At 49.8% G+C, this 26,971-nt stretch carries 24 protein-coding genes; 8 read left to right on the plus strand and 16 right to left on the minus strand.

Going from position 1 to position 26,971, the window contains the following annotated elements; genetic code table 11:
* Positions 1 to 49: 49 nt before the first annotated feature.
* A complete protein-coding gene (locus tag B7982_RS06470) occupies positions 50 to 1,117 on the minus strand; it encodes a glucokinase (protein WP_015731915.1) in 1,068 nt (355 codons plus the stop codon).
* Positions 1,118 to 1,323: 206 nt separating this feature from the next.
* Between B7982_RS06470 and B7982_RS06475 the strand changes: the two genes are divergently transcribed.
* From B7982_RS06475 to B7982_RS06485, 3 genes are read left to right on the plus strand one after another with little or no spacing between them, the layout of a single operon-like run.
* Positions 1,324 to 2,082 (plus strand): 1-acyl-sn-glycerol-3-phosphate acyltransferase, encoded by a 759-nt coding sequence (locus B7982_RS06475; RefSeq protein WP_088630440.1) that lies wholly within the window; start codon positions 1,324 to 1,326, stop codon positions 2,080 to 2,082.
* A 2-nt stretch (positions 2,083 to 2,084) separates the two neighbouring features.
* Entirely contained in the window at positions 2,085 to 4,529 is a 2,445-nt protein-coding gene (locus B7982_RS06480) for a ribonuclease R family protein (protein ID WP_088660059.1), read from the plus strand.
* Between the two features lie 3 nt (positions 4,530 to 4,532).
* Positions 4,533 to 5,459: a hypothetical protein gene (locus B7982_RS06485; RefSeq protein WP_088660060.1), complete on the plus strand. Its 927-nt coding sequence runs from the start codon at positions 4,533 to 4,535 to the stop codon at positions 5,457 to 5,459.
* Between the two features lie 19 nt (positions 5,460 to 5,478).
* On the opposite strand, the gene B7982_RS06490 is transcribed toward B7982_RS06485, so the two are convergent.
* Positions 5,479 to 6,174, minus strand: coding sequence for a hypothetical protein (locus tag B7982_RS06490; protein ID WP_233138408.1), 696 nt, complete (start codon positions 6,172 to 6,174; stop codon positions 5,479 to 5,481).
* Between the two features lie 165 nt (positions 6,175 to 6,339).
* Between B7982_RS06490 and B7982_RS06495 the strand changes: the two genes are divergently transcribed.
* Positions 6,340 to 8,427: a phosphoglycerate mutase family protein gene (locus B7982_RS06495; RefSeq protein ID WP_088660062.1), complete on the plus strand. Its 2,088-nt coding sequence runs from the start codon at positions 6,340 to 6,342 to the stop codon at positions 8,425 to 8,427.
* Here B7982_RS06495 and B7982_RS06500 read toward each other — a convergent pair whose 3' ends face one another.
* Both B7982_RS06500 and B7982_RS06505 read right to left on the minus strand, forming a co-directional pair.
* Complete coding sequence (locus B7982_RS06500) at positions 8,428 to 10,803, minus strand: ABC transporter permease subunit (protein ID WP_088660063.1); 2,376 nt, start codon at positions 10,801 to 10,803, stop codon at positions 8,428 to 8,430. It abuts the gene before it with no gap.
* Positions 10,804 to 10,811: 8 nt separating this feature from the next.
* Complete coding sequence (locus B7982_RS06505; protein WP_088660064.1) at positions 10,812 to 11,894, minus strand: amino acid ABC transporter ATP-binding protein; 1,083 nt, start codon at positions 11,892 to 11,894, stop codon at positions 10,812 to 10,814.
* A gap of 153 nt (positions 11,895 to 12,047) precedes the next feature.
* Between B7982_RS06505 and B7982_RS06510 the strand changes: the two genes are divergently transcribed.
* Positions 12,048 to 13,115 carry an LD-carboxypeptidase gene (locus tag B7982_RS06510; protein ID WP_088660065.1) on the plus strand — a complete coding sequence of 356 codons (1,068 nt, stop codon included), beginning with the start codon at positions 12,048 to 12,050 and terminating at the stop codon, positions 13,113 to 13,115.
* A 37-nt stretch (positions 13,116 to 13,152) separates the two neighbouring features.
* Here the strand turns inward: B7982_RS06510 and B7982_RS06515 are convergent, their stop codons facing one another.
* The 5 genes from B7982_RS06515 to rpmH form a co-directional block, all read right to left on the minus strand.
* Positions 13,153 to 14,133, minus strand: coding sequence for a hypothetical protein (locus tag B7982_RS06515; RefSeq protein WP_088660066.1), 981 nt, complete (start codon positions 14,131 to 14,133; stop codon positions 13,153 to 13,155).
* A gap of 99 nt (positions 14,134 to 14,232) precedes the next feature.
* Complete coding sequence (locus B7982_RS06520; RefSeq protein WP_088660067.1) at positions 14,233 to 16,083, minus strand: YidC/Oxa1 family insertase periplasmic-domain containing protein; 1,851 nt, start codon at positions 16,081 to 16,083, stop codon at positions 14,233 to 14,235.
* Positions 16,080 to 16,331: a membrane protein insertion efficiency factor YidD gene (yidD, locus tag B7982_RS06525; RefSeq protein WP_014546419.1), complete on the minus strand. Its 252-nt coding sequence runs from the start codon at positions 16,329 to 16,331 to the stop codon at positions 16,080 to 16,082. The genes B7982_RS06520 and yidD overlap by 4 nt, the downstream gene beginning before the upstream one ends.
* Positions 16,315 to 16,677: a ribonuclease P protein component gene (locus tag B7982_RS06530; protein ID WP_348536613.1), complete on the minus strand. Its 363-nt coding sequence runs from the start codon at positions 16,675 to 16,677 to the stop codon at positions 16,315 to 16,317. Before B7982_RS06530 ends, yidD begins: the two co-directional genes overlap by 17 nt.
* A gap of 14 nt (positions 16,678 to 16,691) precedes the next feature.
* Positions 16,692 to 16,847 carry a 50S ribosomal protein L34 gene (gene rpmH / locus B7982_RS06535; RefSeq protein WP_014546417.1) on the minus strand — a complete coding sequence of 52 codons (156 nt, stop codon included), beginning with the start codon at positions 16,845 to 16,847 and terminating at the stop codon, positions 16,692 to 16,694.
* A gap of 387 nt (positions 16,848 to 17,234) precedes the next feature.
* Here rpmH and B7982_RS06540 point away from each other — a divergent pair, with 387 nt between their 5' ends.
* From B7982_RS06540 to B7982_RS06550, 3 genes are read left to right on the plus strand one after another with little or no spacing between them, the layout of a single operon-like run.
* Positions 17,235 to 17,744 (plus strand): DivIVA domain-containing protein, encoded by a 510-nt coding sequence (locus tag B7982_RS06540; protein ID WP_088660068.1) that lies wholly within the window; start codon positions 17,235 to 17,237, stop codon positions 17,742 to 17,744.
* Positions 17,745 to 17,750: 6 nt separating this feature from the next.
* Positions 17,751 to 17,975 carry a DUF167 domain-containing protein gene (locus B7982_RS06545; RefSeq protein ID WP_088660069.1) on the plus strand — a complete coding sequence of 75 codons (225 nt, stop codon included), beginning with the start codon at positions 17,751 to 17,753 and terminating at the stop codon, positions 17,973 to 17,975.
* On the plus strand, positions 17,975 to 19,630 hold the full coding sequence (locus B7982_RS06550) for a diguanylate cyclase (protein ID WP_088660070.1): 1,656 nt from the start codon (positions 17,975 to 17,977) through the stop codon (positions 19,628 to 19,630). Before B7982_RS06545 ends, B7982_RS06550 begins: the two co-directional genes overlap by 1 nt.
* A gap of 51 nt (positions 19,631 to 19,681) precedes the next feature.
* On the opposite strand, the gene B7982_RS06555 is transcribed toward B7982_RS06550, so the two are convergent.
* The 7 genes from B7982_RS06555 to B7982_RS06585 form a co-directional block, all read right to left on the minus strand.
* The gene (locus tag B7982_RS06555) at positions 19,682 to 20,557 is read right to left on the minus strand and encodes an AraC family transcriptional regulator (RefSeq protein ID WP_233138409.1); all 876 of its coding nucleotides are present in this window, start codon (positions 20,555 to 20,557) and stop codon (positions 19,682 to 19,684) included.
* Positions 20,558 to 20,746: 189 nt separating this feature from the next.
* Entirely contained in the window at positions 20,747 to 21,970 is a 1,224-nt protein-coding gene (locus B7982_RS06560) for a DUF1302 family protein (RefSeq protein WP_088660072.1), read from the minus strand.
* Between the two features lie 137 nt (positions 21,971 to 22,107).
* Complete coding sequence (locus B7982_RS06565) at positions 22,108 to 22,881, minus strand: outer membrane lipoprotein-sorting protein (RefSeq protein WP_014546410.1); 774 nt, start codon at positions 22,879 to 22,881, stop codon at positions 22,108 to 22,110.
* A gap of 9 nt (positions 22,882 to 22,890) precedes the next feature.
* Complete coding sequence (locus tag B7982_RS06570) at positions 22,891 to 25,266, minus strand: RND family transporter (protein ID WP_088660073.1); 2,376 nt, start codon at positions 25,264 to 25,266, stop codon at positions 22,891 to 22,893.
* 4 nt (positions 25,267 to 25,270) lie between these two features.
* Complete coding sequence (locus B7982_RS06575) at positions 25,271 to 25,663, minus strand: biopolymer transporter ExbD (protein WP_014546408.1); 393 nt, start codon at positions 25,661 to 25,663, stop codon at positions 25,271 to 25,273.
* Positions 25,656 to 26,222, minus strand: coding sequence for a MotA/TolQ/ExbB proton channel family protein (locus B7982_RS06580; protein WP_014546407.1), 567 nt, complete (start codon positions 26,220 to 26,222; stop codon positions 25,656 to 25,658). The genes B7982_RS06575 and B7982_RS06580 overlap by 8 nt, the downstream gene beginning before the upstream one ends.
* On the minus strand, positions 26,222 to 26,929 hold the full coding sequence (locus tag B7982_RS06585) for an energy transducer TonB (protein WP_088660304.1): 708 nt from the start codon (positions 26,927 to 26,929) through the stop codon (positions 26,222 to 26,224). The genes B7982_RS06580 and B7982_RS06585 overlap by 1 nt, the downstream gene beginning before the upstream one ends.
* Positions 26,930 to 26,971 lie beyond the last annotated feature (42 nt).

The raw sequence follows: 26,971 nt of genomic DNA on the forward strand, positions 1-26,971 counted from the left end.
AAGCCCATCGACTTCGGCGCATTCGCCTCCGTCGCGGTTCCAACAGCGTTTACTTCTGCAAGTTCAAACTTGCATTAGCAGCACCGTACAAACTAATGCTATAATCCTTGATGAGGTACACCGGGATCTTGTTCAAGAGCGGGCGGATATTCGGATTGTAGTTCTTTTCGAACCAGGTCATGAACAAGTTATCGCGTTCGAGCCAGCGGAGGTCCTTCTGCACCGTACCACCTGCGAGGTAGAAACCGCCGAGCGGGAGGAACAACGTGCAAGCGTCGCTAGCGAAGCGGGCAAGCATCTTCACGAACATGCGCATCATTTCGGCAGCGACCGGATCGGTATCACTTGCGCGGCTGATGTACTTCGGACGGTCATGCCAATCGGTTTCTTCAATCTTCTTGAAGGCATCGTTCTGCGGAACGCCCTTCGTGTCACGCCACCATTCATAGAGGTGAGCAAGACCCATGCCAGAGACGAGCGGTTCAACGCCCGGCACGGTGCCAATGCGCTTTTCCATGTAGTCGCGGAAGTCCTGGGTTTCCTTGTCGAACGGAGCAAACGTAGAGTGACCACCTTCGGAGCAAGCCGGAATGTACTTCTGACCGTCAAATGCGAGGAAGCCAACGCCCATGCCCGTACCCGGACCAATCACAGCCTTCGTGGCAGCCTGCGGCTTCGGTTCGCTACCGTCGGTGTGCTTGAACTTGAGAATCTGCTTCGGGTCATCGACGTCGAGAGTCGGGATGCCATAGCTAATGGCCATAAAGTCGTTAATCACGAGGGTCGGGATGCCGGTTGCATTCGTGATGGCATCGCCGTCAACGCACCACGGGAGGTTCGTCATGACGCACTTGTTGTTAGCAACGGGGCCTGCAGCACTGATGCAAATGTGGGACGGCTTCAAATCCGCGCGGTTTTCGATGGCAGCCTTGAGCGTTTCACGGATCGGGGTGTCAAGTCCTTCAATGCACTGGCTCGGGCAAACGGTTTCGAGAATGAGTGTAAACTTGCCATCCTTGTAGCCCACAAGACCAAGATTCGTATTCGTACCACCGATATCACCCGCCAAAACGAGACGGTCAAACTTTGCATCGGGATTAAGCCATTTAATTTCCATAATTTAAAACTCCATGTTTTACGTTCAGGAATATAGTTTTTTCTCAAGGAAATAGGAGATTCCCGATTAAATCGGGAATGACAAGTGCGTATTTATGCGTATGTAACAAAAACAACCGATTTACTCCGCTCAAAAAATATACATTAAGCCCATAGGGACCTATTTATATTGAGTGGGTCATAATTCACTTTTAACAAGCAGAGACCATGCGCGCTATTCTTGCACTCTTTTATTACATCGTCGTTTTCACTATCATGGTTGTTGCGGGTATCCCCTACACCCTCTATTGCGGTATCCGCGGGCACTGGGAAAACTGCACCAAGATTTGCACTTTCGCCTTCAGGAACATTATTTTCAAGCTTTTCGGCATTAAAGTCGCGGTCAAGGGGGCAGAAAACATTCCAAAGGGCGTAAACTACGTCATCGTCGCCAACCACCAGAGCTTTTTGGACATCAACGTCGTCTGGCATTCCATCACGTCGGCGTCATTCATGGCGAAGGCAAGCCTCTGGAAAGCGCCCGTATTCGGCTGGGTCCTGAACCGCTCCGGCAACATTCCTATCCACACGAACCCGCGCAAAAACGCAGGCCTCGGCAAAATCCTCAAGAAACGCCTCGAAAGCAATTACAACATTGTCGTGTTCCCCGAAGGCCACCGCAGCGAAGACGGGCACATGTTCAAGTTCCAAAATGGAATTTTCCGTTTGGCAAAAGAACAGCACTTTGACATTTTGCCAGTTACATTTATCAATACCGGAAAGATTCTCCCAAAGGTCAAATGGGCAGTCTATTCCGGCACCGTCGAGATGGTCGTTCACCCGCTAATCCGTTATGAAGATTACGCCGACAAGCCGATGGCCGATCTCCGCGACGAAACCCACGATTTAATTGAATCCGCTATGCCGTACAAGCAGGCGGAACTTGCCGCAGCAAAAGAAGCGGCAACAGAAAACAAGGAGGCTTAATTATGGCTAAGGAATTACCGAGCGAAGAACAAATTATTGCAATCCTTCGTGACGAACCTATGGTAGGGAGCCAGCTCCGTAGCGCTCTCGGCCTCCCCAAAAAACAGAAGATGGCTTTTAAGCAACTCCTCGCCGACATGATCGAGCGTGGCGTTCTCAAGCGTTCTGCCCACAAGGAATATCAATTGGGCGATGGCGAACCGCTCGAAGACAAGCGCGAGAAGCGCCGCAAGAAGCTTGCAGAGCAGGGCGTCGAAGACAACCGCCGTCCGGGCGCTCGCAGCCGCCGTCAGACCGAAAAGGATTCCGGCACACGCGTGAAGCGCGGCATTCTGCACCAGACCGGTGACGAAGACTGGCAGGTGACCGAAATCGATACCGGCAAGGTGTACGAGATGTGCCACCGCAGACAGGCGCCGGGCAAGGAAGGTGAGACCATCAGCTTCACGCTTTATCCGCACCCGAAGCTCAAGCATAGCTACTTGGCCAAAGTCGACCGCTCCGCCGAAATCATGAACGTGACTTGGGACGAAGTCAAGAAGAAGTTCATGGAAGAGAGCAACTTGCCCAAGGGCTTTAGCCCCGCCATTGAAAAGTACGTGGCCTCCATTACGGACCCGACCGAAAAGGATTTCAAGGGCCGCGTGGATTATCGCAAGCTCGACATTCTTTGCATTGACCCCGAAGGCGCCATGGACCACGACGATGCTATCAGCGTGGAACGCAAGCCGAATGGTGGTTACAAGCTCGGCGTGCACATCGCCGACGTGAGCTACTACGTGCCTGAAGGATCTGACCTCGATGAAGAAGCTCTTGAAAGAAGTTATACGCAATACCTGCCGTGGACGGCAGTGCCGATGCTCCCGGAAAAGCTTTCGAGCGGCGTTTGCAGCTTGCACGAAGGCGTAGACCGTTGCGCATTCACCTGCATGATTGACTTGGACAAGGAAGCAAACGTTCTCGGTTGGGATTTCCACCGCAGTGTCGTGAACATCACGAAGGGAATCACGTACCAGCAGGCCGTAAAGATGATGGAAGACGGCGACGATTCCATCAAGGCTCTCGCCGAAGTGACCGCACTTCTCAAGAGGAACCGCACCAAGGATGGCTTGCTCGAATTCCAGACAACCGAATACGGCTGCAAGTTTGACGAGAACGGTGAACCGGTCAAGATTTTCCCGCGCGAACACGACGATTCCAATTCTTGGGTCGAAGAGTGCATGCTCATCGCGAACAATTGCTGCGCGAAGGAACTCAAGCAGCGCAAGCTGCAAGGCATTTACCGTATCCATGAAGCTCCGGACACGAAGGACATCATGGAACTCTATTACATGTACCCGGACCTGTTCAAGGACGCTCCGGTGATGTTGCGTGATTTGGGCAAGCCGCGCAGTGGCGATACAAACTTGAACCCGGTAGCCTTCAAGCTTTACGAACACTTGGTCAAGCGCGCTGCTGGCGACGAGACGCTCACGAACCGCATTTTGCGCAGCATGCAGAAGGCTCATTACGACTCCAACAGCTTCGGGCACTTTGCCTTGAACTGGCAAGATTACAGCCACTTCACTTCGCCGATCCGCCGTTACGCGGACCTCTGGTGCCATCGCGAACTCGCCCGCAAGGGTAAGGAAATCGATGCCGAACGCGTGAACAGCGTGATTGAAGTCTGCGACTTGATTTCTGCAAACGAAATCAAGAACATGAAGGTGGAGCGCATCTCCATCAAGGTGTGCAGCTGCTGGATTTTGAAGAGCCGCATTGGCGACAGCTTCGAAGCAAGCGTTACTGGCATCGAAGAATGGGGCATCTACGTTTCCATCGACGATCCGATTGCCGAAGGTCTTGTGCGCTACCGCGATATCGCAGGCGACGACTTCTATGTGTTCAACCCGGATCAGGGTCTTGCATTTGGCAAGCGTAGCGGCCGCACCTTCCGCCGTGGCGACAAGGTGATGGTTCAACTCCTCAGAGTTGACCCATTGCGCGGTCAGGCAGACTTCAGCATCACCGAAAAGCTGAGCCCTGAACCGAAGAAGCGCCGTACCCGCGAAGATACCGAACGCGACATTCGCAATTTCAATGAAAGAGCTGACCGCGCTGCGGCCGCCGAAGCACTCGGCTATGTGAGCCAGCCGGACGAAGACGACGATTACGAACCGGAATACGTTTCTCGCGGTCGCCGTGGACGTCGCGATTTCGACGGTCCGATTTTCGAACGCACCGGTCGCGATTCTCGTGAACGTGGCGGTTTCCGCAAGGGCCGTGACGAATTCGATGAAGGTCGCCGTTCCGACAAGCGTGGGAAACACGGTTCTGAAAAGCGCGGAACCCGCGATTTCGGCGAAGGATTCCATGTAGCCAGCGAACCGCGTGAAGCAAGACGTGGCCGCAGATCTAGCGAAAAAGGTCGCGGACGCAGCAGCCGCGGAGGCCGCAGAGGAAGATAGTTGATGGACGCATGCAATAAAGTCGCCCTCTACGCCAGTTACCAAACCGGGGAAGACCTCCCCGGCTATGTCCGCTTTGCGCTCAAGCATCTCGCTGAGACCGACTTCAAGGTCGTCCTCCTCACGAATCGCCGAACGCTTTCGAGCGACACCTACGATTTTCTGAAGGAAAATCACATCGAGCTTTTCCTCACCGAAAATCGCGGATTTGACTTTGGCATGTGGCGGCGTTATTTGCAACTGCAGGCGAACCGAACAGACGCAGCCGGCAACTACGTTCCCGGCGTCATCACGCGCGATGTGGAACGCTTGTTGCTCATCAACGATTCCATCGTCTATTACCAAAACAAATTCAAAGAATTCTTTGAACGTGCCGAAAAAAGCAATGCAGACGTCGTCTCACTCACAAGCAATGACGAATTTGCGCCGCATCTGCAATCGTTCTTCTTGTACATGAAACCCGCCGCACTAGGCGTGTTCTTCTTGCACATTTTCGAGACTCCCGAACAGACCGAATTCTACGATGTCACCCGCAAGCTCGAAGTCGGCTTGAGCGAAAAATTCACCGAAGCCGAAGTCATCATGGAATCGCTCTACCACACGGAACGCCCCGTGTTCTTCGCATACGACGAGCTCATCCAACAAGGCGCTGGTTTCGTGAAGCGCAAGCTCTTGGAACGCCGTTTCAACTACGAAGAAAAGAAGCACTTCGTACGCCATCACGCCTACGACGCCCTCAACAAGGACTACACCGCACTCATTCTAGAAGCCGGGCTAGATGCAGACTTTGACGAGAGTTGGCTCCCGAAAAGCAACGAGACCCGCGCAGAGCGCATCAAGGACTTTATCTGGGAAAAAGGATTCCAGCTCGTCGGCTTCCCCGCTAAACGCCTACTCGATAAAATCAAGAAAGGTGATTCCCGATCATAGTCGGGAATGACAATTAGCCTTAAAACGGCAAGTCGAATTCTTCCTCTTGAGCGCGTTTTAGCTGATTGCGCAGTTCAGTCGCGAACTTGCGCGGAACAGGCCTCGAAGGCGGAAGTACGTTCACGGAAAGTTCATCAGAAACACAATAATTTACGGCTCCATTTTCCGACACAGAGTAAGTGACGACCTTATAGGAATCGCCCATGCTCAATTCGTTCAAGGCCGCAGCCGATCCATCCTTAGAATTACGAAGTTGCTCACGGACTTTTTCGATCTGCTCTGCAGTAGACGGCGTATTCCACACAATCGCAAGCTGAGCGTAATCATTCCGCGGAATCTCTACAATGTCGCCTTGCTTAAAACGAATCGTCTTGGGATCACGACCTTTATAAGGCTCTTTATTGCAGACCCTCAACTGTCTCGGGAGATTACTCGGTCCTTCACTTTTTAGCCACAAAGAGCCATCTTCGAGGTAACGCCAGCACGAAACATAGTCGGTAGAATGCATCATAGAACCTATCGGCAATTCCGTCACAAAAAAGCCATAGGCATCATTTGATTTTTTCTTGACAATTTTACGAATACACTTTTCGGCATCCGCCAAAGACTGATAGTACCCCACCTCACTTTCCATCAAATGGAAACAAGGGCAGACAGAGGGGCGAATCGCAAGCTCATCCTTATCGATACTAAAACTCTCTTTTTTGCTAAACATATAGCGAAAAACACGTAAAACGAACAGATTTGTATTGTTTTCGAACTGTTGCATCGTATTCACCTCTCTTTTTATTCAAAATAACAGGTATAATTTATAAAATCGTACTGACATATAATGACATTTTGAATATATTAAGAAGAACATCAGTAAAGCAGGTATGGAATGAAGAAATTTGGTTTAACAGCGATTGGTTTTGCTGCTTTTTGGGCATCGTTATGGATGGCGGGCTGTGGCTCTGACGGAAACCCTGCCACCGGCAATGGCGACATTGACCCGAACCAGCCGATTTCTCTTTTCGATACTTTGAGCGTTCCGAGCGCAGCCAACTTGCCCGCCTGCGATGCAAGCCGTGAAGGTCGCGCATTCTTTGTGCAGAACGAGAACTTGCCGCGACTTTGCGTAAAAGGTTCTTGGCGCAGTGCAGCGGACTCCACAGACTTTAGCGTCACATGCAGCGACGGATTTCTGCACGCGGTTGACAAAATTTCGCCAACCGGAACAATCGTCGGTAGCGCAGACACGGTCTTTGTCGAAGGCTTCGTTTCGCCGATTTCTGGCATTGCGCAAAAAGGACCGTTCGTCTTTGGCACAAGCGTTACCGTCACCGAAGCGAACAAGGAATTCAACACCGAGACTTACCAAAAAGCAGAAGGCTGCATCCTCACGAATGACGGCCGCTACTTCTTTAACGAAGTCCACTCAAATTCCAACTGCGTGAAAATCAGGGCAACCGGTTTTTACCGCAACGAAGTGACAGGCAGAGTTTCAAACAACCCCATTACGCTTGCTGCAAAGACTTGCTCGCCCGAACATGCGAACGTGAACATTCTCACGCATATCACTATCCCGCGCATCGAGCAGCTCACGATGAACCACATTGACTTCGCCGAAGCCAAGGCGCAGGCGGAGCGCGAAGCATTTGCCGCATTCGGGATTGACACGGTCATGCTTTATTCGCAGCCGTACTTCACCGACGGACGCACCGACAAGCCCGTTGCCGAAGATTTGGACATGTTCGGGAATAGCGAATACAGTGCCGCACTGTTTGCCATCTCCGCCATGATTCAAGGCGAGCGCAGCGAGAACGACATGATGAATCTCGCGAACAATCTCGCCGAAGACCTCAAGGGCGATGGCACTTGGAACGACCAGAACTGGAAAATTCAAATCGCCGACTGGATTGTAGGTCTCGACACGCTCTGGAAATACAACGACATTCGCAACAACGTTTCATCGTGGGGCATGAGCATTCCGAACTTCGAACGTTATATGCGCGCGTTTATCCCTATCGCTTACGGATTCGAGCCATGCACTGACGCCAACGCAGGGCAAGTCACTTACGTCAATCAAGGTCAAAGCGCCCTTTTCGCAAACGACTACGAGCACGCTGACCATTCCAGAGTCCGATTCATCTGCGATGCAAATTCCAAGGAATGGCGTATTGCGCAGCCCATCGAAAAAGACACGGCAGGATTTGGCCCCGGCGAATACGACAAAGAAGTCCGCGAAGGCCGCGTGAATCACGACAACTATTACATCTTCGAGACCGCCACAAACGCATGGCGCGTTGCTACCCCGCAAGAAGCCGATGGTTTCACCGACCTCGTTGAAGTTTATGCAAATCTCAAGTCCGATGAAAAAGCGGTCTTCATCATCCGCCACAGCGAACGCACCGATGACACGGGCCCGAACGGCCACTTGACCAGCAACGGAAAAACATACGCCCGCAATTTAGGCACCCGCCTCGCGACGATCGCCAAGGAAGATTTTTACTACGGTTATTCGGGCTACACACGCACGCAAGAAACTTGCGAAGAAATCGCCATCGGAAAAGGCCAAACTGGCCACACACTCAACATCCTCCCCTACATGGACGGAGCCTGGTATATCAAGGACGAAGCCACCGCCAACAACTATATCAACGCCGAAGGTGGCTGGGTCGTATTTTCCAAGTACGGTTTTACAGGCGCCTATCCAGACGCATTCTACGATTTAGAGACACGCAGCGAAGAACTCTTGAAAAACAACATTCTCGCAAACCTCCCGGCCATGAAACGCGTAAACGTCATGTGCACGCACGATTACCTGGTCGTGCCGCTCCTCGCCTACACCACCAACGGTCACGCGAACGTGCGCTACTACGAAAAATGGCGCTGGGTCAATTACCTCTCGGGCGTTGCAATGATTATCTCCGCTGACGGTTCCGTGCGTTACGTCCCCGTCAAGGGACTTGAATCGGGAACAATGTAATTACTTGCGCTTCGCACGGATTTTCGGATCGAGCCTATGCTGTAACATCGTAAGCACGCGAGTCAAAATCCAGATGATGATCAGGTAAATAATTGCCGTCATAATCAACGGGAAGAACGCCTCGTAAGTGCGACTGCGGATAATATCCGACGCTTTTGTCAAATCCAGGATGGCGATATAGCCCACCACCGATGTCATCTTCACCATGCTAATAAATTCGCCTTGGAACACCGGCAAAAAGTGGTGTGCCGCCTGCGGAAAGACGATTTTGAAGAACGCACGAGGTTTCGTATAGCCGAGCGCAAGCGCAGCTTCCATTTGTCCTTTATCGACCGCCAAGATTCCCGTGCGCATAATTTCGGCAGCGTAGGCGCCAAAGTTCATACCAAAGCCGATAATGGCAACCCACACGCCATCAAGCCCCGTACGCGCAAACACGATGTAGAACAGCACCATCAAAAGCACGACCGACGGAATTCCTTGCAAAAGGCGGATGTAGCCAAGTGCAAAAATATTGGCGTATTGCCTACGCGAGAGGCGCAACATGCAAAAGCCAAAGCCAATCAGCGAGCCCAAAATCCCCGAAAGGATAGAAATAAAGATAGTCACGCCAACACCTTGCGCCACAAGCTTCCAGCGGTCTTCACGAATAAATGTTCTCTCGAAGCTTTTCTTTAAAGAACCCCAAAAGGTTTCTTCATAAGGGGCAACAGCCTCTTCTTCTGCAGTCCGTTTTACAATGGCAACGACTCCACCATCATAAACAGGAGTAGAAAAATTAACGCTTCGCTTTCGTTCTGCGGTAACGGTAATCTCCCCCACGGCCAAATCACTTGCGCCAGACACGATCGACGGCAATATGGATTCAAAATTCATATTCACAATTTCAAGTCCATAACCATAAGCCTCACAAAAACGGACAACCCAATCAATATCATAACCAACAATAGCATTGTCCTTAATGTAAACAAACGGGGCTACCTCCACATTCGTGGCCAAGTGAAGTGTTCCATTGGTCGCTTTCAACTTTGACAAATCAATTTTCTTGAGCGATTCATCGGATCCAAACCAGACTGATTCCAAATCAGTTTGCAAACCTTGTTTGATAGAATTTTGAATAAATTCTGTCATTTGTGCACACAACTTTTCACCTTTTTCACTTTTTGAGAAAGCAAAGGCATAGTTAGCCTTTTCTAAAATCTTATTTACAATTTCAACTTCTTTACGACCTTCTACCAAAAGCCTTGCGGTAGGCTCATCAACTAGCATGGCATCCAATTTTCCAGCATCAATCGATTTGACCATATCAGCATAAGTATTGAAAAACAGGGACTTCGCTGTCGGGAAAAATTCATTCAATACTTTATCGAAAACTCCTCCTGTAATAAGGCCAATCTTAGCGCCATCGCGATTCAAGCTTTTAATCATGTCTTCAGGATTTTTCGCTACCTGTTGCTTAGCTTTACCATCAAGAATCTGCACCGCCATCACGCATTCAGAAACGTAAATAGGGTGCGATAGATAATTTTTCTCCTTGAATATAGGAGTTGCACTAAGCGTTGCCGCCGCAAAATCATACATTCCCGTTTCGATGCCAAGAATCACCGATTCGAAAGCCACGTCATGGACCTCAATGCCGCAACCTTTTTCCTTGCAGAAACGAGCCATCAAATCCATTTCGTAGCCGACAATTTTGCCATTCTTGATGTATTCAAACGGCGGATTCACGGCGCTCGTCGCCATTTTGTACGTAGGCATCCCCGGTTTTGCCTTCGGGAATTCCACGACCTTTTTCTCTTCATTTTCACCGAGCCAAATGTTATCAATCGAATCCAGCATTCCTGACAGATGCATCTTGTCGATAAACTCATCCATTTCGTCACGAAGCGCTTTAGCCTTGTCATTTTTCGGGAAAACAATCACAATATCCATCGGCTCGAAATCGGCATGAATATAAGCAAGGTTTGGATTTTCGAGTGCGGCATAGCGGATCACAGGTTCGTCATTGATAAAGCCATCCAGCTTGCCGTTCGCCACCATGTAAGCCATGTCCGGAGTAGACTTGTAATACTTGATTTCGGCCTTGGGGAGCATTCGGCGCGTTTCTTTATCGACAAAGACAAAACCCGTTTGCATTCCAAGTACAAGATTCTCGTTCTTGTTCATGTCCGCAATGGAATTGTACTTGAGGTGCAATTTTCTAAATCGTGGCGGAACATCCTTCAATGCAGAATCACGCCCTTCTTCGTAGCCAATTGTATATTGCGGGTCATTCAGCTGGGCCGCACTTTCAATTTTACGTACTTCTTCATCGCAGCCCGTCAACAAAACCGTCAAAGCCATAAGACATGTCAAATATTCGAGAATCTTTTTCATAGCACCCCCTATTTGACATGGAAATGAATGATATTCATGTCATTGACTACACTTTGTTCATAACATTCTGTAGCCACATTAATCAATTGTCTTGAGATTTCGTCGCAGGCATCCAATGGATTCACGTTCGGTCCTGCGAATTCAAGCCGAATTTCTGCACGGCTGTTGTCTTCGGAATACTCCGCCATTAAACGGATATCCGTACCCTGCGGCAGTTTGGGAACAAGCCCAAGCATCACCATTTCGTCGAGAACATAGCTCACGTTTCGAATGGTCCGATTTTCCATCTGGTTCTTTTCGGCAAAAACTAGGAACCGGTTCATAACGCCCATAAAATCAACGTCTCCAACGACAAGATGTTCGTCAAACACTTTAAGGTGCTTGATAAACAGCCTCGTCTTTTCGCGTTGCGGGTTTTCGAAAATCTGCTTCGGGGTCCCTTCTTCGTAAATCACGCCCTCGTCCATGTAGAACACACGCGTCGAAATATCGCGAGCAAATTTCATCTCGTGCGTAACAATCATCATCGTGAGTCCCTGATTCGAAAGTCCCCTGATCACCGCAAGGACTTCTCCAATCATCGTCGGGTCCAAGGCGCTCGTCGGTTCATCGAACAGTATAATTTCAGGGTCCATCGCAAGCGTACGTGCAATAGCGACACGCTGTTTTTGGCCGCCCGAAAGTTCTTCGGGTAAATTATCGGCCTTGTCCGCAAGCCCCACGCGGTGCAAAAGTTCCATACCCTTTGCGCAGGCGTCCTGCTTGGAACGGTGCAAAATATCCATCTGTGCGACCATGATATTTTCAATAATCGTCAGATGGTTGAACAAATTAAATGACTGAAAAACCATCCCCATCTTGCGACGAATCGCGGGCACATTCGCCCCACGCGCTGTAATCGATTTTCCGTCAATCAGCACCTCGCCCGAAGTCGGGCATTCCAAAAGATTGATACAGCGAAGCAACGTCGACTTGCCTGTTCCCGAAGGGCCGATAATCGACACAACATCGCCACGATTAATCTCGACATTGACATCCAGAAGCGGAGTCGCATTCGGGTACACTTTTTTCAAATGACGAATCGAAATCATTTAACGCTCCCTTTCCCTCAAAAAATATGTGCGGAATATCAAATTCCCTATTAAAATAATATCAACCGTCCGAAAACGACACAAAAAGTTCACTTTCGTGCAAAAACATATTTATATTAAATCATACACAAGGTTTTTCTAGAGGGGAGCTCTATGGATTTTTTGAAAAAAGCGGCTATAGCCATTGGTTTTTGCACCATGCTTACCGCATGCGGAAACGACACTTTAAATTGCGCATCCATTTTCGAAAAGAACGATTCCATCGCCGAAGGGAAGGCGCCCGCCTTCCTCAAGAAAGGCGATAAAGTGGCTCTCCTTTCGCCCTCCTACACAACTCCCGATTCTACAATCCAGAAAACGGCCGATGTGATTCGCGAATGGGGCTTTACCCCTGTCATCGGCGAGAGTGCAAACAAACTCGATGCAGGCAAGTTCGCAGGCACAGCAGAGGAGCGCGCCGAAGATTTCGAGAAAGCGCTCAGGGATTCCGAAATTAAGGCGATTCTCTGCAACCGCGGCGGTTACGGAACCATCCAACTCGTCGACTTGATTGACCAAAGACTCGTGAAGAACAACCCGAAGTGGATTATCGGCTATAGTGACGTGACCACGCTACACGCCATGCAGACCAAGGCAGGCGTCATGAGCATCCACGGCACCATGAGCTCGAGCATTGCAAAAACAGATGGCAAGGATGTCAACAGCACGCTCCTGCGCGACTTGCTCAAAGGCGAAGTTCCCACATACAAAGTACCAAAACATAAATACAACCAGCAAGGTGAAGCCGAAGGCGTCCTCGTCGGCGGCAACATGGCAACATTCGTACCGCTCATTGGCGCAAGCGATATCGACGTTTTCCAGAACGACGGCATCATCCTCTTTATGGAAGAAATCGGTGAGAACTTGCGCAACATCGACCGCATGTTCCATTCCATCGAACTTCACGGCGTCATGGAGAACGTGCGAGGCGTAATCCTTGGTGAATTCGTGAGCTCCGGGACCGACCTTGATTACGAAAGCACCGAAGCCATGCTCTCGCAATACCTGAAGCAGTACAACATTCCGGTGATTTGCGGGTTCCCTGCCGGGCACGACGATATAAATGTGCCTCTCGTAATGGGCGCCAAGGTCAAAATGGACGTCAACAGCGATGGCGCTACGATTACATTCGACATCAACGGCGAAAAGAAAATCGTAAATACAGAAAAGCTGGGCCAATAGACCCAGCTCTCTAAACCACTTTAGAATTTTATAGTCTTTAGAACTTCCACATCACGCCCACGGTCGGCACAATGCTGAAATTGCCCATGTCGTCATCGTGGTTGACTTCAAGGCGGCTAAAGTCGCCTTTCTTGTACTTGACAGAAGCATCCGAGTCAACCTCGGCTACCCAGCGGCCGCCGACACTAGCAAAGAGCCCGACGTGATTGCTGAGCGCAAACCGAGCCATGAAATCGCCACCAAGAGTAAGAGCGGTCAAGGATTCGCTATAGCTGCGATCAACGCGTCCGAGTTCCTTGTGCTTAAACGACTTTTCTTCCGTGACAAAAACGGCGTATTCAACACCAACAACCGCAAACATCGAGAACGTCACTTTCGGGCTGTTCACAAAGCTATAGCCCGCACCGAATTCAACGGCGCTGTACGTGCCTGTTTGCCAGCCGTCCGACGGATAGAACTCGATGTTGCCCGTCGTTGCTATACCAGACGTAATAGACAGCTTTGTAGCAAAGCCACAACGGCAAACGCCCATATAGCTTGCATTCACGCCGTAATTGATCAAGTTAACTTTTTTGTTCCCAATGCCGTACTGATCAAACGGAATAGAAAGACCAGCACCGATATAATGGTTCCATCTCTTAGTCTTAACCGGTTCTGCTTCAGTCGAATCTACTGTTTTTGCAGAATCCACAGCCACTTCAGAAACCTTAGCTGTATCGGCTGCAGGCAAAGCTTCTGCGGGCTTGACCGGTTCAACGGCCTTGGTGGTATCAACAACCGCAACAGCGGCTGAATCGACGGCAGGTGCTGCGGCTGGCACTGCAACCTTAGCCGTATCTGAAACCACAGCGGCAACAGGAGTAGCGGCAGGCGCAATAGCCTTAACAGAATCAACGGCCGGAGTCGTTACAGGAACTGGAGCCTTCGCACTGTCCACTTTAACGGCGGGCACCTGAGCCACGCCTTGAGCAAATAAAGTTGAACAGCAGGCAAGAGCAAGTCCAAAGATTTTTTTCATAGATAATTCCCCTTAGTTATCATTTAAGATAGTATAATTCGATTCACATGGATGGAGTCCAAAAAAGAGAAATGCGCGGGAGAGCCCGCGCATTTTCAATTACTTCACGATTTCGGCGTCCTTGACGTTCTTGCCTTTGAGCTTGGAAGAAGTCTTCGGAGTAGAGCCATTAACCGGCGGGAACTTGCTGTAGATGTACTTGTACTGAGCAATGCTCCAGATGTTACCGATAATCCAGTAGAGCACGAGACCAGACGGCATCACGGCGCTGAACAAGAGCATCATGGCAGGCATCATCCACACCATCATCTTCTGCTGAGCAGGATCCATACCGGCGTTGGAGTTCATCGTCACCTTGGTCTGGAAGTAGGTCGTTGCAACCATGAGCCACGGGAGGATGGCAAGGCCAGACGGCATAATGATAGGAATGCTGATACCATTCCAGACAACGTCACTGCGGCTGAGGTCCGAGATCCAGAGGAAAGCCGGAGCACCACGGAGTTCGATAGCACGGCCAAGCACAAAGAAGAGGCCCATGAAAATCGGCATCTGGATGAGCATCGGGAGGCAGCCACCGGTGCAGCTTGCAAGCGGGTTAATGTTGTTCTTGCTGTAGAGTTCCATCATAGCGGCCTGCTTCTTCTGCGGGTCGGTACGGTACTTCACGTTGATTTCTTCAATCTGCGGCTTGAGAGCGGCCATGCCACGCGTAGACTTGATCTGCTTCACGGTGAATGGAGTCGTAACACCGCGAACGATAAGCGTCACGAGGATAATGGCAACACCGTAGTTCGGGATAATGCTGTAGAAGAGGTTCAAGAGCTTGAGGAGCATCTTGCAAATCCAGACGAACCAGACGTCTGCACCGCACCAGCTCCAGCCACTCACGATAATCTTTTCGTAGTCCTTGTTGAGAGCGGAGAGTTCATCCCACTTGAGCGGGAGAATCATCAAGTCGTAGCCGAGGGACTGAGCACCGCGGAAATCGTCGGCAATCGTAAGCTTGTACGTACCCGGATCAACTTCGCTATCGTCAACCTTCATATGCTTTGTCTTGAGCACAGCCGGAACAGCTTCGTCGAACTGGACCGTCATGGCAACGTACTTGCGACGCAGACCCGCCCAAACAATCTTGCCTTCAGTAGCATTGAAAGAAGCCTGTTCGCGCGGCATTTCACGTTCCACAGAATAGCGGTCGTTGAAGACAACTTCGCTAAAGTAGTAGGTACCGCCACCGCCGATGCCCATGATGCCCTTGGACTTCGGAATATCTTCAGTTTCCTTGAGGCCGCCCTTCCATGCGAGCTCGTAGGCTGTCGGCTGGAAACCGATAAACTTGTTTTCTTGACGGACTGCCGGGCCTTCCTTGGTGAATCCGTAAGAACGGATGACCTGGCTACCATTGGCGTCCTGGAATGCGAACTGGACCTTTGCGCTGTCGGTCACGACAATCTTTGCAGGCGTGTTGCCGAGTTCAAACATCGCTTCGCTCAAGTCTGCGTTGTCGAGCTTCAAGTCGAATGCGCCGAGCGTCGTATCCTGGATGAGTTCCGGGAACTTGCCGGTAGAATCCGGGAGAGCCTTCACGATGATGCTCTTGACCTTGGCCCCCTTGTTGGTGAGAGTCATGATGAACTTGTCGGTTTCGACCGTCACGGAGCGTTCAGCAATTTCGACCTTCGGAGCGACCGGAGCGGCGCTATCGTTTGCCACAGCCGGAGCGGCAGCGTTTTCAGAACCGCCCAAGACCGGAGCAGCCTTGATTTCAGGAGCCTTGCTCGGGATCACGAGCGACTTTGCGGAATCCTGGGAAACCTGCTTTTCGGTTTTTGCCTTTGCCTGTGCGGCACGGGCTGCAGCCTGCGCCTCGGCATTTGCGTTATTGACAGCCATCCACCAAATCACGATGACCGCGATAAGGATGGAACCAATGAGTGTATTCTTGTTCATTTTTTATCCTTAGGGAGCGGAACGGGATCATATCCGCCCTTGCAGAAGGGGTTGCATCTTAAGACTCTAAAAACCGCAAGATAGAAACCTTTGATGGGCCCGTGGAGGCGTAAAGCTTCAATTGCGTAGTTTGAACACGTAGGCTGGAATCTACAGACCCCATGGAAAAAATAGGGGTGCACCAGTTGGTATAGACGGATGGGGGCAATCAAAGCCGCCACCAGAGCATTTTTAAGCTTCTGCCACATCCGGTTGCTTGTCCCATTCCATCTTGTGGAAAATTTTCTGGGCGGATTCGCGGAAACGTTCAGAGGACATTTCCTTGGAATTGTCGCTCACGATAATCATTGCCCAGACGGGCTTTTTGATATTCGGGACAATACCATAAAACAGTGGACGTAGGATCCTACGGCACTTATTGCGATACACGGCATTTCCGTTCTTCTTCTTGGCTAAGAAGCAGAAACGACAAAAACCGTCCGGAGCTTCAATCCATCGCATGCTAAAAGCAGGTGCGCGGAGGAACTTCCCTTGGACGGCTACTTGCCGGTAAGCGGGCTGATTGGGCAGCCGATAAGAACGCAGAGTGGCTATAAGCCAGCCCCGACTTACTTCTTATAGATTTCGTCGCTAACGGTGAGGACCTTACGGCCCTTAGCACGGCGACGGCTCAAGACAGCACGACCCCAACGGTCTTCCATACGGGCCATAAAACCGTGCTTGTTAACGCGCTTACGATTGTGAGGCTGGAATGTTCTTTTCATGATAAAAACCTTTCTATGAAAACAGAATTTTTTTGAGACTCAAATTTAGTAAAATGTCGGTATTTATCAAGGGGTTACAACCGACCTAAAGGGTAATTTTTCACGCTTAACGGGACTCAAACAAAAAGCATTCAGCAAAAGCACAATGTATTAACAAGATGTAAACAGATATTTTTAAAGAGCAGGTCAGTGGTCAATGGTCATTAGTCAGTAGATAATAGACATGCAAGCACATGTCATTCCCGCCTTGAGCGGGAATCTCCATTCCATATTGTCAAAAGGAGATGCCCCGTCAGGCGGGGCATGACAGCGCACAAGGCATGACAACATGCATCCTTTTTATATCTTTTAATTACATAATAGATAATAGTGTAAAAGCAGGATTTTATGGAACTCACTCCGCTTGATATTAGAAACCAGACTTTCCACAAGAAATCTTTTAAGGGGTACGATCCGGAAGAAGTGAAGGCTTTTCTGGAGACAACGGCGACCGCTTTTGAAAACATGTTCCGCGACCGCACAAACTTGACCGAGCGCCTGAAAGTCGCCGAAGAACGCGTGAACTACTACCGCCAAATCGAAAAGACAATTCAGGACGCCGTCGTCACGATGCAGCGCACGATTAACGAAGTGAAGGCATCTGCCGAGAAGGAAGCGGAAATCATCATCGCCGAAGCAAAGGCTCGCGCCATGCGCGAAGTCGAAAGCATCAAGCGCGAAAGCGAAAACCTCCGCACCGAAATCGAGCAGCTCCGTCAACTCCGCACAAACTACTTTATCCGTTGCCGTGCCCTCATCCATAGCCAGGACGAGCTCCTCTCCGCTATGGAAAACGACCAGCAGAAGGAATTCGAGGCTCCCGCCACGATACAGAACGACGGCATCGCCCTCACCTAGCACGACATGAGAATCAACATCAAGGTACATGCGCGTAGCAAGCGCGAGAGCATCACGCCGCAACCCGACGGAAGCTACAAGGTCGAGGTCAAGGCCCCACCGGTCGATGGAGCCGCGAACGAAGCGATTTGCGAACTTGTCGCAGAGCACTTCCACGTGCACAAGCGAGATGTTTCGGTCGTCATGGGTTCTACGAACAACAAAAAGGTCATCGAAATTTTGGGGATGTAATGAGATTTTCGATCCAGTCAAAGATTCTAATCCTTTCATTATCGAGCACGCTCATAGGAACGCTTTCGCTCGGCATACTCAGCACGTTGTTCATCAGCCGGACCACCCAGCGCAACTCCATGCAGTACATGAAGGACCAAGCGAACAACGAAGCCGCCAAGCTGAACTACCTGTTCGAATCCCATGAAAAATACACGATGGCCGCCGCCGCGGGTATTCAGTCACAGATAAATGAAGATTCCACATTTTTGACAAATCCCGAAAAAATCGAAAAAAACATCGAAGGCCTCAGGGAACGTCTCAGTTCCACCATAAACAACCTTTCAGGCACCAAAAGCGTTTTCGTAAATTTCAATCCGGACATCACGCACTCCCCTCAAGGTGTTTATCTTGTACGCAGCCCGATTGATGGAGCATTCCACCCCCGCGCATCGACAAACATAAAGCAGTACAGTCCCTCGGATATGGAACACGTCGGCTGGTACTACAAGCCCGTCATGACCGGAAACCCCGTCTGGATGCCGCCTTACTTCAACAAGAACATTAACGCCTACATCATCTCTTACGTTATTCCAATATTCAGAGGTAACAAGGACATTGGCGTTGTCGGCATAGACATAGATTTTGAACAATTAACCAACCAGCTTTCGCAAGTTCATTTTATGCAAAGCGGTTTTGCGTTCCTCGAAGATGCCGAAGGCTTGATTGTTTACCACCCCACCATTCCTAACGGACTCACATTCAAGCCCGAAGACAATCAGGTCAAGCTTTCGATTCCGCTCAGCAACGGCATGAAGCTCGTCACCGTCGCACCGATTCTCGAAATTAACGCCCAAAGAGACAAGCACATCAAACAAAGTATCATCTTCATTTTACTTCTCTTGGCATTCACGACGACCATCACGATTTTCTTCTCGAGAAGCATTACCAAGCCGCTCAAGGAGCTTACGAAAGAAGCTAAGAAGATGATCACGGGCGACATGAACGCCGATTTTAACATTCAGCAGAACGATGAAATCGGAGAGCTCGCCAAGAGTTTTGCAGCGGCGAAATTCCACATCAGCCAGCACATGAAGCAGATGCAGGGGCTTGCGTTCCAGGATTCGCTCACAGGCGTACGCAACAAGATGGCCTACGACGCTTACCTTGAAGAGCTTAAAGGGCGCATCGAAAGCGGCGAGGTCAAATCGTACGGCATTGCAATTTTCGATACGAACAACCTCAAGGAAATTAACGATACATACGGCCACGAAAACGGCAACTCTTACTTGATAAATTCTTGCAGGCTGCTTTGCCAGATTTTTGCGCATAGCCCGATTTTCAGAATCGGTGGTGATGAATTTTTGGCAGTTCTCATCGGAAGAGATTTGGAAAACCGTCAAGATCTTTTAATCCAGCTCAAGGAAAGCATGGACTTGACCAAGAACGCTTCGTTCCCATGGAAACAGATTTCCATTGCATGCGGTATTGGCGTTGCCGAGCTTGCCAAGATAACGACAATCGAAGAAGTGTTCAACAAGGCCGACAAGAGCATGTACGAGAACAAGCGAGCCATCAAGATTGCAGAGCACAGGCCGCTTAGCCGTGATGAAGAAATGCACGAAGAGAAACACACCGCAAACGAAACTCAGGACGCCGAGAAAGACGACGCTTAAACGAGATTGCGGCGAGATGCACTGCAAAATGTGCGCGAGATGCGACGCGAATTAGGTCTTGTTCTTATATTCTTTAGGCGAACAGCCGGTGTATTCCTTGAATGCTTGCGCGAACTTGCTGGAGTTTGTATAGCCCACACGGCTTGCGACTTCGGCGACATTGAATTTGCCATCTAGCAAAAGCTGGGTGGCTTTTTTCATGCGGTACGTTTTGAGGTACGAATAAATGGAATCGCCGTACGCCAGCTTGAAATACTTTTTCATTTGCGTCGGGCTCATCTCGATTTGCTTGGAAAGCTGTTCGAGCGTCAAATGCTCTTCGACATTCTCGCGGAGAATTTCGCGCAGGAGCTCCATTTTACCTTTGTAAGCGCTCGGGATTTGCGCCGCCGTTTCGTACTTGGCTTCGGAATCAAGGCGGCTCAAGAAGAGGATGAGTTCAAGCACCTTGATTTTAAAATACGGCAAGCGGATGTTTTTCGGGAGCCTGTAGAGTTCCGAGAAAATGTGGCTCACGTGCTCGCTAGACGGGAGTTTCAGCGGGAGTGTAAGCGGCTGGATTTTTTCGATAAGGGCCGCAAAGTCAACACCGACCGCCTTGAACATGTTCATGAGTTCGCATTGGCAGCGTTCCATAGAAAACACGACAGAAATCCCGTGATAGCAATGCACCGGGAATTTAAACGTCTTGCTTGCCGGCATATTGTCGAGCAAAACGAGGCCGTTCTCTTCCATGGATTTCGGCATGGAATCCGAATTCAGCCATTCTGCGCTGCCGTTATGACAATGTAGCACAATCAAGTTCTTGCCTTGATTCTCAAAATTGAAGGTAAATTCCTTGAGATGGAAATTGCTGTAGAAGACTTGCAGCCCAGGCAATACGTTATACGTTAGAAGATGCCCCGTCCCAGTTTTATTTTGCAACATATAATGGGAAAAGAAATCTGTATTCTGAATTAGAATCAGATTCTTATCGGGTATGGGCTTTATCATAATCTCACTCTCTCAAAAATTAGACCAGACCAAGTATTTTAGTTCAAACCAATTTAATTAGATTAAACTAACTTAGTTCAGTCTAAATTTAGGCATTTTTATTCCATACGGCAAGTGACTCACCTAAAAGAAATACTTACCTTTTACCCATATTTGCGTATTTTTCTTGTAAGTTTTAAACGCACCGCGCCTTCCGCCAAGGATATCAGAGCCCAACGAAACCGTAATCTGGTCGCTCAGCAGGTAATCCGCCGCCGGGCGCACATAGAAACCGATATTGTCGACATCGAACATCCCGTAAACAGAAAGCTTGAGCGTATTGTTCAGGAGTTCCTTGGAGATGCGAGCCGTAAGCATGGACGTATTCTGTTCCGTTCCCAACACTTCGCGGTAATCCATGACGACCTTGTGCATGTATTGGAACATGAAAGTCCAGTTATCGCCCGCGTACCAGTCAATACCGAGCAACGCATTGAACGTCTTTCGCAACCAGTAATCGCGAGAATTTTCCAAGGCAATGGGCTCGCCAAAGTACGCAGCCACCTCGCCACGAATCACAAGCTCACCCGCCGGGATAGAGACATCGCCACCGACAACGTTCATCGGCTCATACACGCCCTTAATCACGGCAGATTTCGTTTCCGGATCGAAGCTTGCAATCGTTACTGGCGACTTATTGAAAGTGCGCAGCGCGGTAAGCGAGAAATCGAGATTTTCAAGGAAGAAACGCAAGCGGCCGCCCACTTCGCTGTTCTTGAGGCGCTTTTCGGGAGTACCGCTCAAATCCATGCTCGTATTCGCAGGTAACGGCATGGTCCACGGATTGTCTTCACCCGAGGGCATCACAAAATACTCAGGAACCGGCACAAAGACGAGTTCGGCGGAGAAGCTTTCGCCAGGATACTTGAGGTTGATGGCATTCACAGGCACGCGAATGTCGTCGTAATCGTTCGCCATGAATTCCGTGTAATCCATAGGCGAAATCAAGTCCGTCAGGCGGAGCCCATCGGCAACACCCCACGTGATAATTTGACGGCCCGCCTTGACTTCAAGGTATTTGCCGGCATAATCGAAATACGCTTCGCGAAGGAACGCTCCCGACTGATCTTTGATGAGACTGTTGTACGCGAGATTGACACTTGAGAAAAGCGAAGCCTCGCCGTAATTCGCGCGCATTTCAAGACGGAGGCGCGTCCGCGAAGACATGATCTTGTGCGGACTTTGCACCTGCAGCGCGTGATACGAATCCACAAAGCCGTTCAGCTGCAACGAAAGCTCGTCTTCCTGGGCGTGCGCGGACAAGGCGAATGCTGCGGACAATAACGCGAAAACCGTTTTTTTAAACATTTTTCCTCCTTAATGGGAGATGCCCTCCCGGAACGGAGTCCGGGATGACAAAGAGGCGGGCATGACAATCATACATTCACTGGATCCTATCGGGGCATCGCCCCTCCAGGATGACACAGGACTGTACAGTCTACTAACTACAACCCACGTTCCAACTTGTTCACAGAGAAGATCTTGGAATCGAGCTGGATGTTGTATTTCGGATCAAGGAAGAGGAGTTCTGTGGAGTGTCCCGTCTGCACGTTCTTCATTTCCATCTTGCCGACCGTCCAAAAACCGTCAACCTTCTTGATGTCCGAAGAAACCATCTGGCGATGGAGCTTGCCGAGCTTGTCGTAGAATTCGACCTTGGCGACGACATCGCAATCCTTGCGGATCCAAACGAGTTTCTTGGAGAAGATTTCGCCTTCCTTCTTGGGAGTCGATTCGACAACGTAGTAATCGAAACCGTCTGCAGATTCTTCGCGCAAGAGCTTGTGCGTATCTTCATCGACATTACGCTTGCCGATATCATCGTATGTGAAGTCGGAGCCCATGAAGTAATCGGTCTTGGAGCTCTTTCCGCTAATGCGACGGGTCTTCTTCAAAGCCGGGAGATAGAGCCACTTGTCGTCTTCCTTGTTGACGTCATCGTAGTTCACGGTCAAGAAACCCGTGCCTTTCACATCATTCGGATAAAGGAAGAACATGATGGTCTTGGTATCTTCGCCCACGTCCATCGCATACGAAGTAATTTTACGGACGCGAGTGTTACCGCTCTTGTTCACGAGCTTCATTTCCATCGAAGAAGAACGCGTGTCGCCATCCGGGCGGTTCTTGACCTTGACCATAATGTCACGGGCATTCGTCTGAGCCATAGACATTGCACTGAGAGCGACAACGAGCGTCGCAGCAATTTTTGAAATTTTCATAAAATCCTCCTATTTTCCGAAAATTTTAAACTTCTTGATTAAAAGCGGTGTCACGAACAGGTCGGCGAGCAAAGCCGAGACGAGGCCCACAAACACCACAAAGCCAAAGTTGAACATCTGCGTGGCCTGCGAAGTCGTAAAGCCCGCAAATGTTGCCACCATGATAATCGTTGTCATCACAAGGGCAGGGCCAGCAGCGCGGAACACCTTGAGAATGGAATCCTTGTAGTCCTTGCTACGGTCAAATTCCACATGGCCATGGTTGATGAAATGGATCGTATCGTCCACGGAAAGGCCGATGATCATCGGGATAAGCGTTGCCGTCATCATGTCGAGCGGGATGTTGCTAAAGCCGAGATAGCCACCCACGAAAATACCCGGAGCGATGTTCGGAATCATGCCGATGAGACCCGTGCGGACGCTACCGAAGACGATCATCAAGAGCACCGCCACAATCACGACAGAGATGAGGAAGGAAGTCATCTGGCCCACTTCCAAATACTGCTGCATAGCGGTAAACTGCGGCAAGTTACCCACAGCCGTCACCTTTGCATTCGGATAAAGTTCACGAGCGAATTTCTGCAAATCTTCGATTTCCTTCTGGAGTTCGTTGGAGTTGTAGCTCGAGATTTCAACCATCAAGCGGAGCTTCTTGTAATCGTAATCCATCCAGTAGCTTGCTTCGGAACCACCGGCATTTTCGTACAAGAGCAAGAGCTGAGCCACCTGTTCTTCCGTTTCCGGGATAGCGTACATTTCCTGACGATTTTCATTCAAGGTGCGGTCCAAATCCTTCAAGATGTCGAGAATCGAAGTGGAGCGCTTTGTCAGCGGATACTTTTGGGCGTGATCCTGCAGCTGTTCCAGTTTCTTGAGATTATCAACTTCCTTAGCCTTGTCATTTTCGCCAAAGTCAATCACCAAGTCGTAAGAGTAGAAGCTACCGATTTCAGATTCGGCAACGTAAAGCATTTTGTTCACATATTCGACCTTGCGGCCCATCGTGCGTTCCACGTCAAACGCGGGTTCCATCTTGGTGACGCCATAAATCGAAATTGCGGTAATCACAGCAAAAATAATGGCAATCGGCTTTCCGTGAGTCAGAACAAACTGGCCGAGATTATTGAGGATGAGGCCCATACGCGTATCGCCCTTCTCAAGCACCTTAGCGTTCGGCTTTTTGTCCTTGCCAAAGCTCAAGAGAATCGGCGAAACCGTAAGAGCCACAAGGAGAATGAAGCCAACAGCGATAGAAGAGAGGATGCCCACGGAGCGGATAGGCTTAAGCATCACCGACAGGAACGACAGAAGTGCCACAATCGTTGTGAGTCCCGAGAACAGCACTGACCAGCCGGTTTCTTTCATGGCGTAAAGCACAGATTCCTTGCGCTTACCCGTGAGCATCATATTCTTGCGGAAGAAAGAATGGATATGAATGTTATACGCAATGGAGACGGCAAATGCCAAGATGACAGGCACCATGATGTTGGTCGCATCCATATAAAGACCGAGATAGCCGACCAAGCCAAAAGTCATGATAACGCCCGCGAACGTGGTAATCAGCGGAGAAACGATTCCGCGGAGCGAACGCGTCACGAGGAACATCACGATGATGGAGCAAAGAACCGTAATGAGAAAAATACGGCTCATTTCTTCGCCGATGTACTTGAGCTTCTGATGGCTCAAGTAAGGCATACCCGTTGCAAGAGGGTGCAGCGGAGCGTACTTTTCCTTGGCAATGATTTCAGAGGTTTCACGGCCCGTCTTCATGTCCGGAGCTTCGGCTTTAACGCCCTTCGCTTCGCCTTCTGCCTTCCACACAGAATCTTCCGGGAACGGACGGAGCTTCACGTTAATAAAGGCCTGCTTGCGGTCTTTAGAGATGAGCTTTTTTGCAAGCTCCGGCTTTGCGGCGAGGCGCTTTTCGATTTCGGCAAGGCCCGCTGCATCTGTCGGGATTTCTTCCGGCACGATCTGCACGATTTCCATGCCTTCGTCCGTGCCGAGCATGTATTCCAAATCGACAATCGATGTGGCCTTACCGTCAGAATACGAGAGGCTATCGCGCAACTCGTTAGAAAGTTCGCGCAAGAGCTTCAAGTTTTCCGGCGTCAAGACGGACTGTTCCGTTTCGACCATCACGCCCACGAAATAGTCATTGCCAAAAGTTTCCTTGAACTTGTCCGTTTCGACAAGCATCGGGTCGCCTTCAATGAAGTAGCTATCCCATGAGGCTTCGACGTAAATCTTTTTCATGCCCACGATAGAAATCGCAAGCAAGGCGATAAACGAAACAAGAAGCAAGGCCCTGTGCGAAATCAGGAACCTTGCGAAGTTTTCAAATTTTTCGTTCACCTTTTCGATATTTATTCGAATCCGTGACATCTTCTCACTCCTTTTTTAATTCATTGACGAATTGTATGTTGTAAATCTTTTCCATCTGGAGAACATCCAAGACTTCTGCGACTTTTTCGTAAGGAGTCTTTTTGTCGATTTTCAAGGCCACCGGCGCTTTCTTGTTTTGCACGGCAGCGCTCTTGTTCTTCAAAATTTCAACTGTCGCCAATTCACCGTTGATGGCGATTTCGGTTTCTGAAAGTTCTATAAAGAATCCTTCAGAAACTTCTTGCTTGACTTCGCTCGAAGTCTCGGGCAGCAAAAGCTTGAGGACAGATTTATCCTGCTTAAAAACCGACGTCACCAAAAAGAAGACGAGCAACAAAAACACGCAGTCAATCAGTGGCGTCATGTCCAGCGATATGCGACGACGTCTTTTAGCCATTGCGGGACTCCGTTCTCTTTGCGTCACGTTCCTGCAAAGTCTTGCCCAAGTGCAAAAGCACCTGGTTTTCAACTTCATCCTGTTCCTGCTCCATGCGGGCGTTCAGATAGTTGAACGCAATCACGTGCGGGATAGCGACCACAAGCCCAAGGACCGTTGTCACGAGAGCAAACTTAATGCCCGTCGCAAAAGCGGATGGATCATCAAGGCCAGAGGCCGCTATCACCGTAAATGCGTTGAAAATGCCCACCACCGTACCGAGGAGGCCAAGCATTGGAGAAATCGATGCGATATTTTCGACTGTCGTAAGGCCCTTCGTGAGCGGAGAGAAGGCAAGGCCGATTTCAGTGCGGATACTTTCTGTAATGATGTGATGGTCGGTATTGCAGGTCACCACGCGATGGATAACTTTATCTGTCAAACGCGGCTGCACGGTTTTATTAAAGACAATTAGCGAAATCACCTTCCAGATAATGATGGCGTAACCGATAAAGTTCAGTGCAACCAGGATGTAGCCGATGTAACCGCCCTGTTTGACAAAGTCGAGAATGAAGTTCATTACGATCTCCCTGCATTAAGTTTGTACTGGATTGGAATTTCGATTCTCCAGCGTTCTTTTTCTAAAAGTTTTGGAATAGGTTGAAATTTGCCCATGTTGGCAACGGCTTCCAAGGCACTATTGTCCAGCGACGAATAACGGCTTGATTCCGAAACTTCGATTTGTTCAATCTTGCCATCGGCGAGGATGGTAAACCGCACACGTACCGTGCCTTCCTGCTTTAGGCGCTTAGCCGTCGCAGGGTAATCCTTAATCTGTTCCAGTTGCTTTTTGAGCGAGCGCAAGTACGTGCGGGTCACCATTTTTATAGAGTCTGCCGAAGGTTTGGGCGGTTCCTTGACCACAGGGGGCGCAGGAGGCGCTTCGACAACAGGTTCCGCAACTGCGACTGGTGCCGTTTCTGTTACCGGTTCCGGGATTGGTTCCAGTTCAGGAGGCTGTTCTTCGACCGGTTTTTCTACGACCTTCGGGATAATTTTAGCACGAACGACCTTTTTCACAACTGGCGGCGCTTCTGGAGGCGGAGGGGGCGCGATATAGACCTTTTCCGCATGCATTACGGGGCTATCAGGGCGTTGCGTCGAGATTTCTTGTTTCTTGAAATACGGGTTTAAAAGTGTGGCGATATGGATAAGGATTGCAACGGCAAGCCCTATGTAAAAGGCCTTGTTGAAAGACAAAGCTGAATAGATTCGTTTCTGAGTCATTTGAACCACACAATTGGACGGACAAAAATAAATCAGAACACC

The organism is Fibrobacter sp. UWB2 (assembly GCF_002210425.1).
GTDB classification, from domain to species: domain Bacteria; phylum Fibrobacterota; class Fibrobacteria; order Fibrobacterales; family Fibrobacteraceae; genus Fibrobacter; species Fibrobacter elongatus.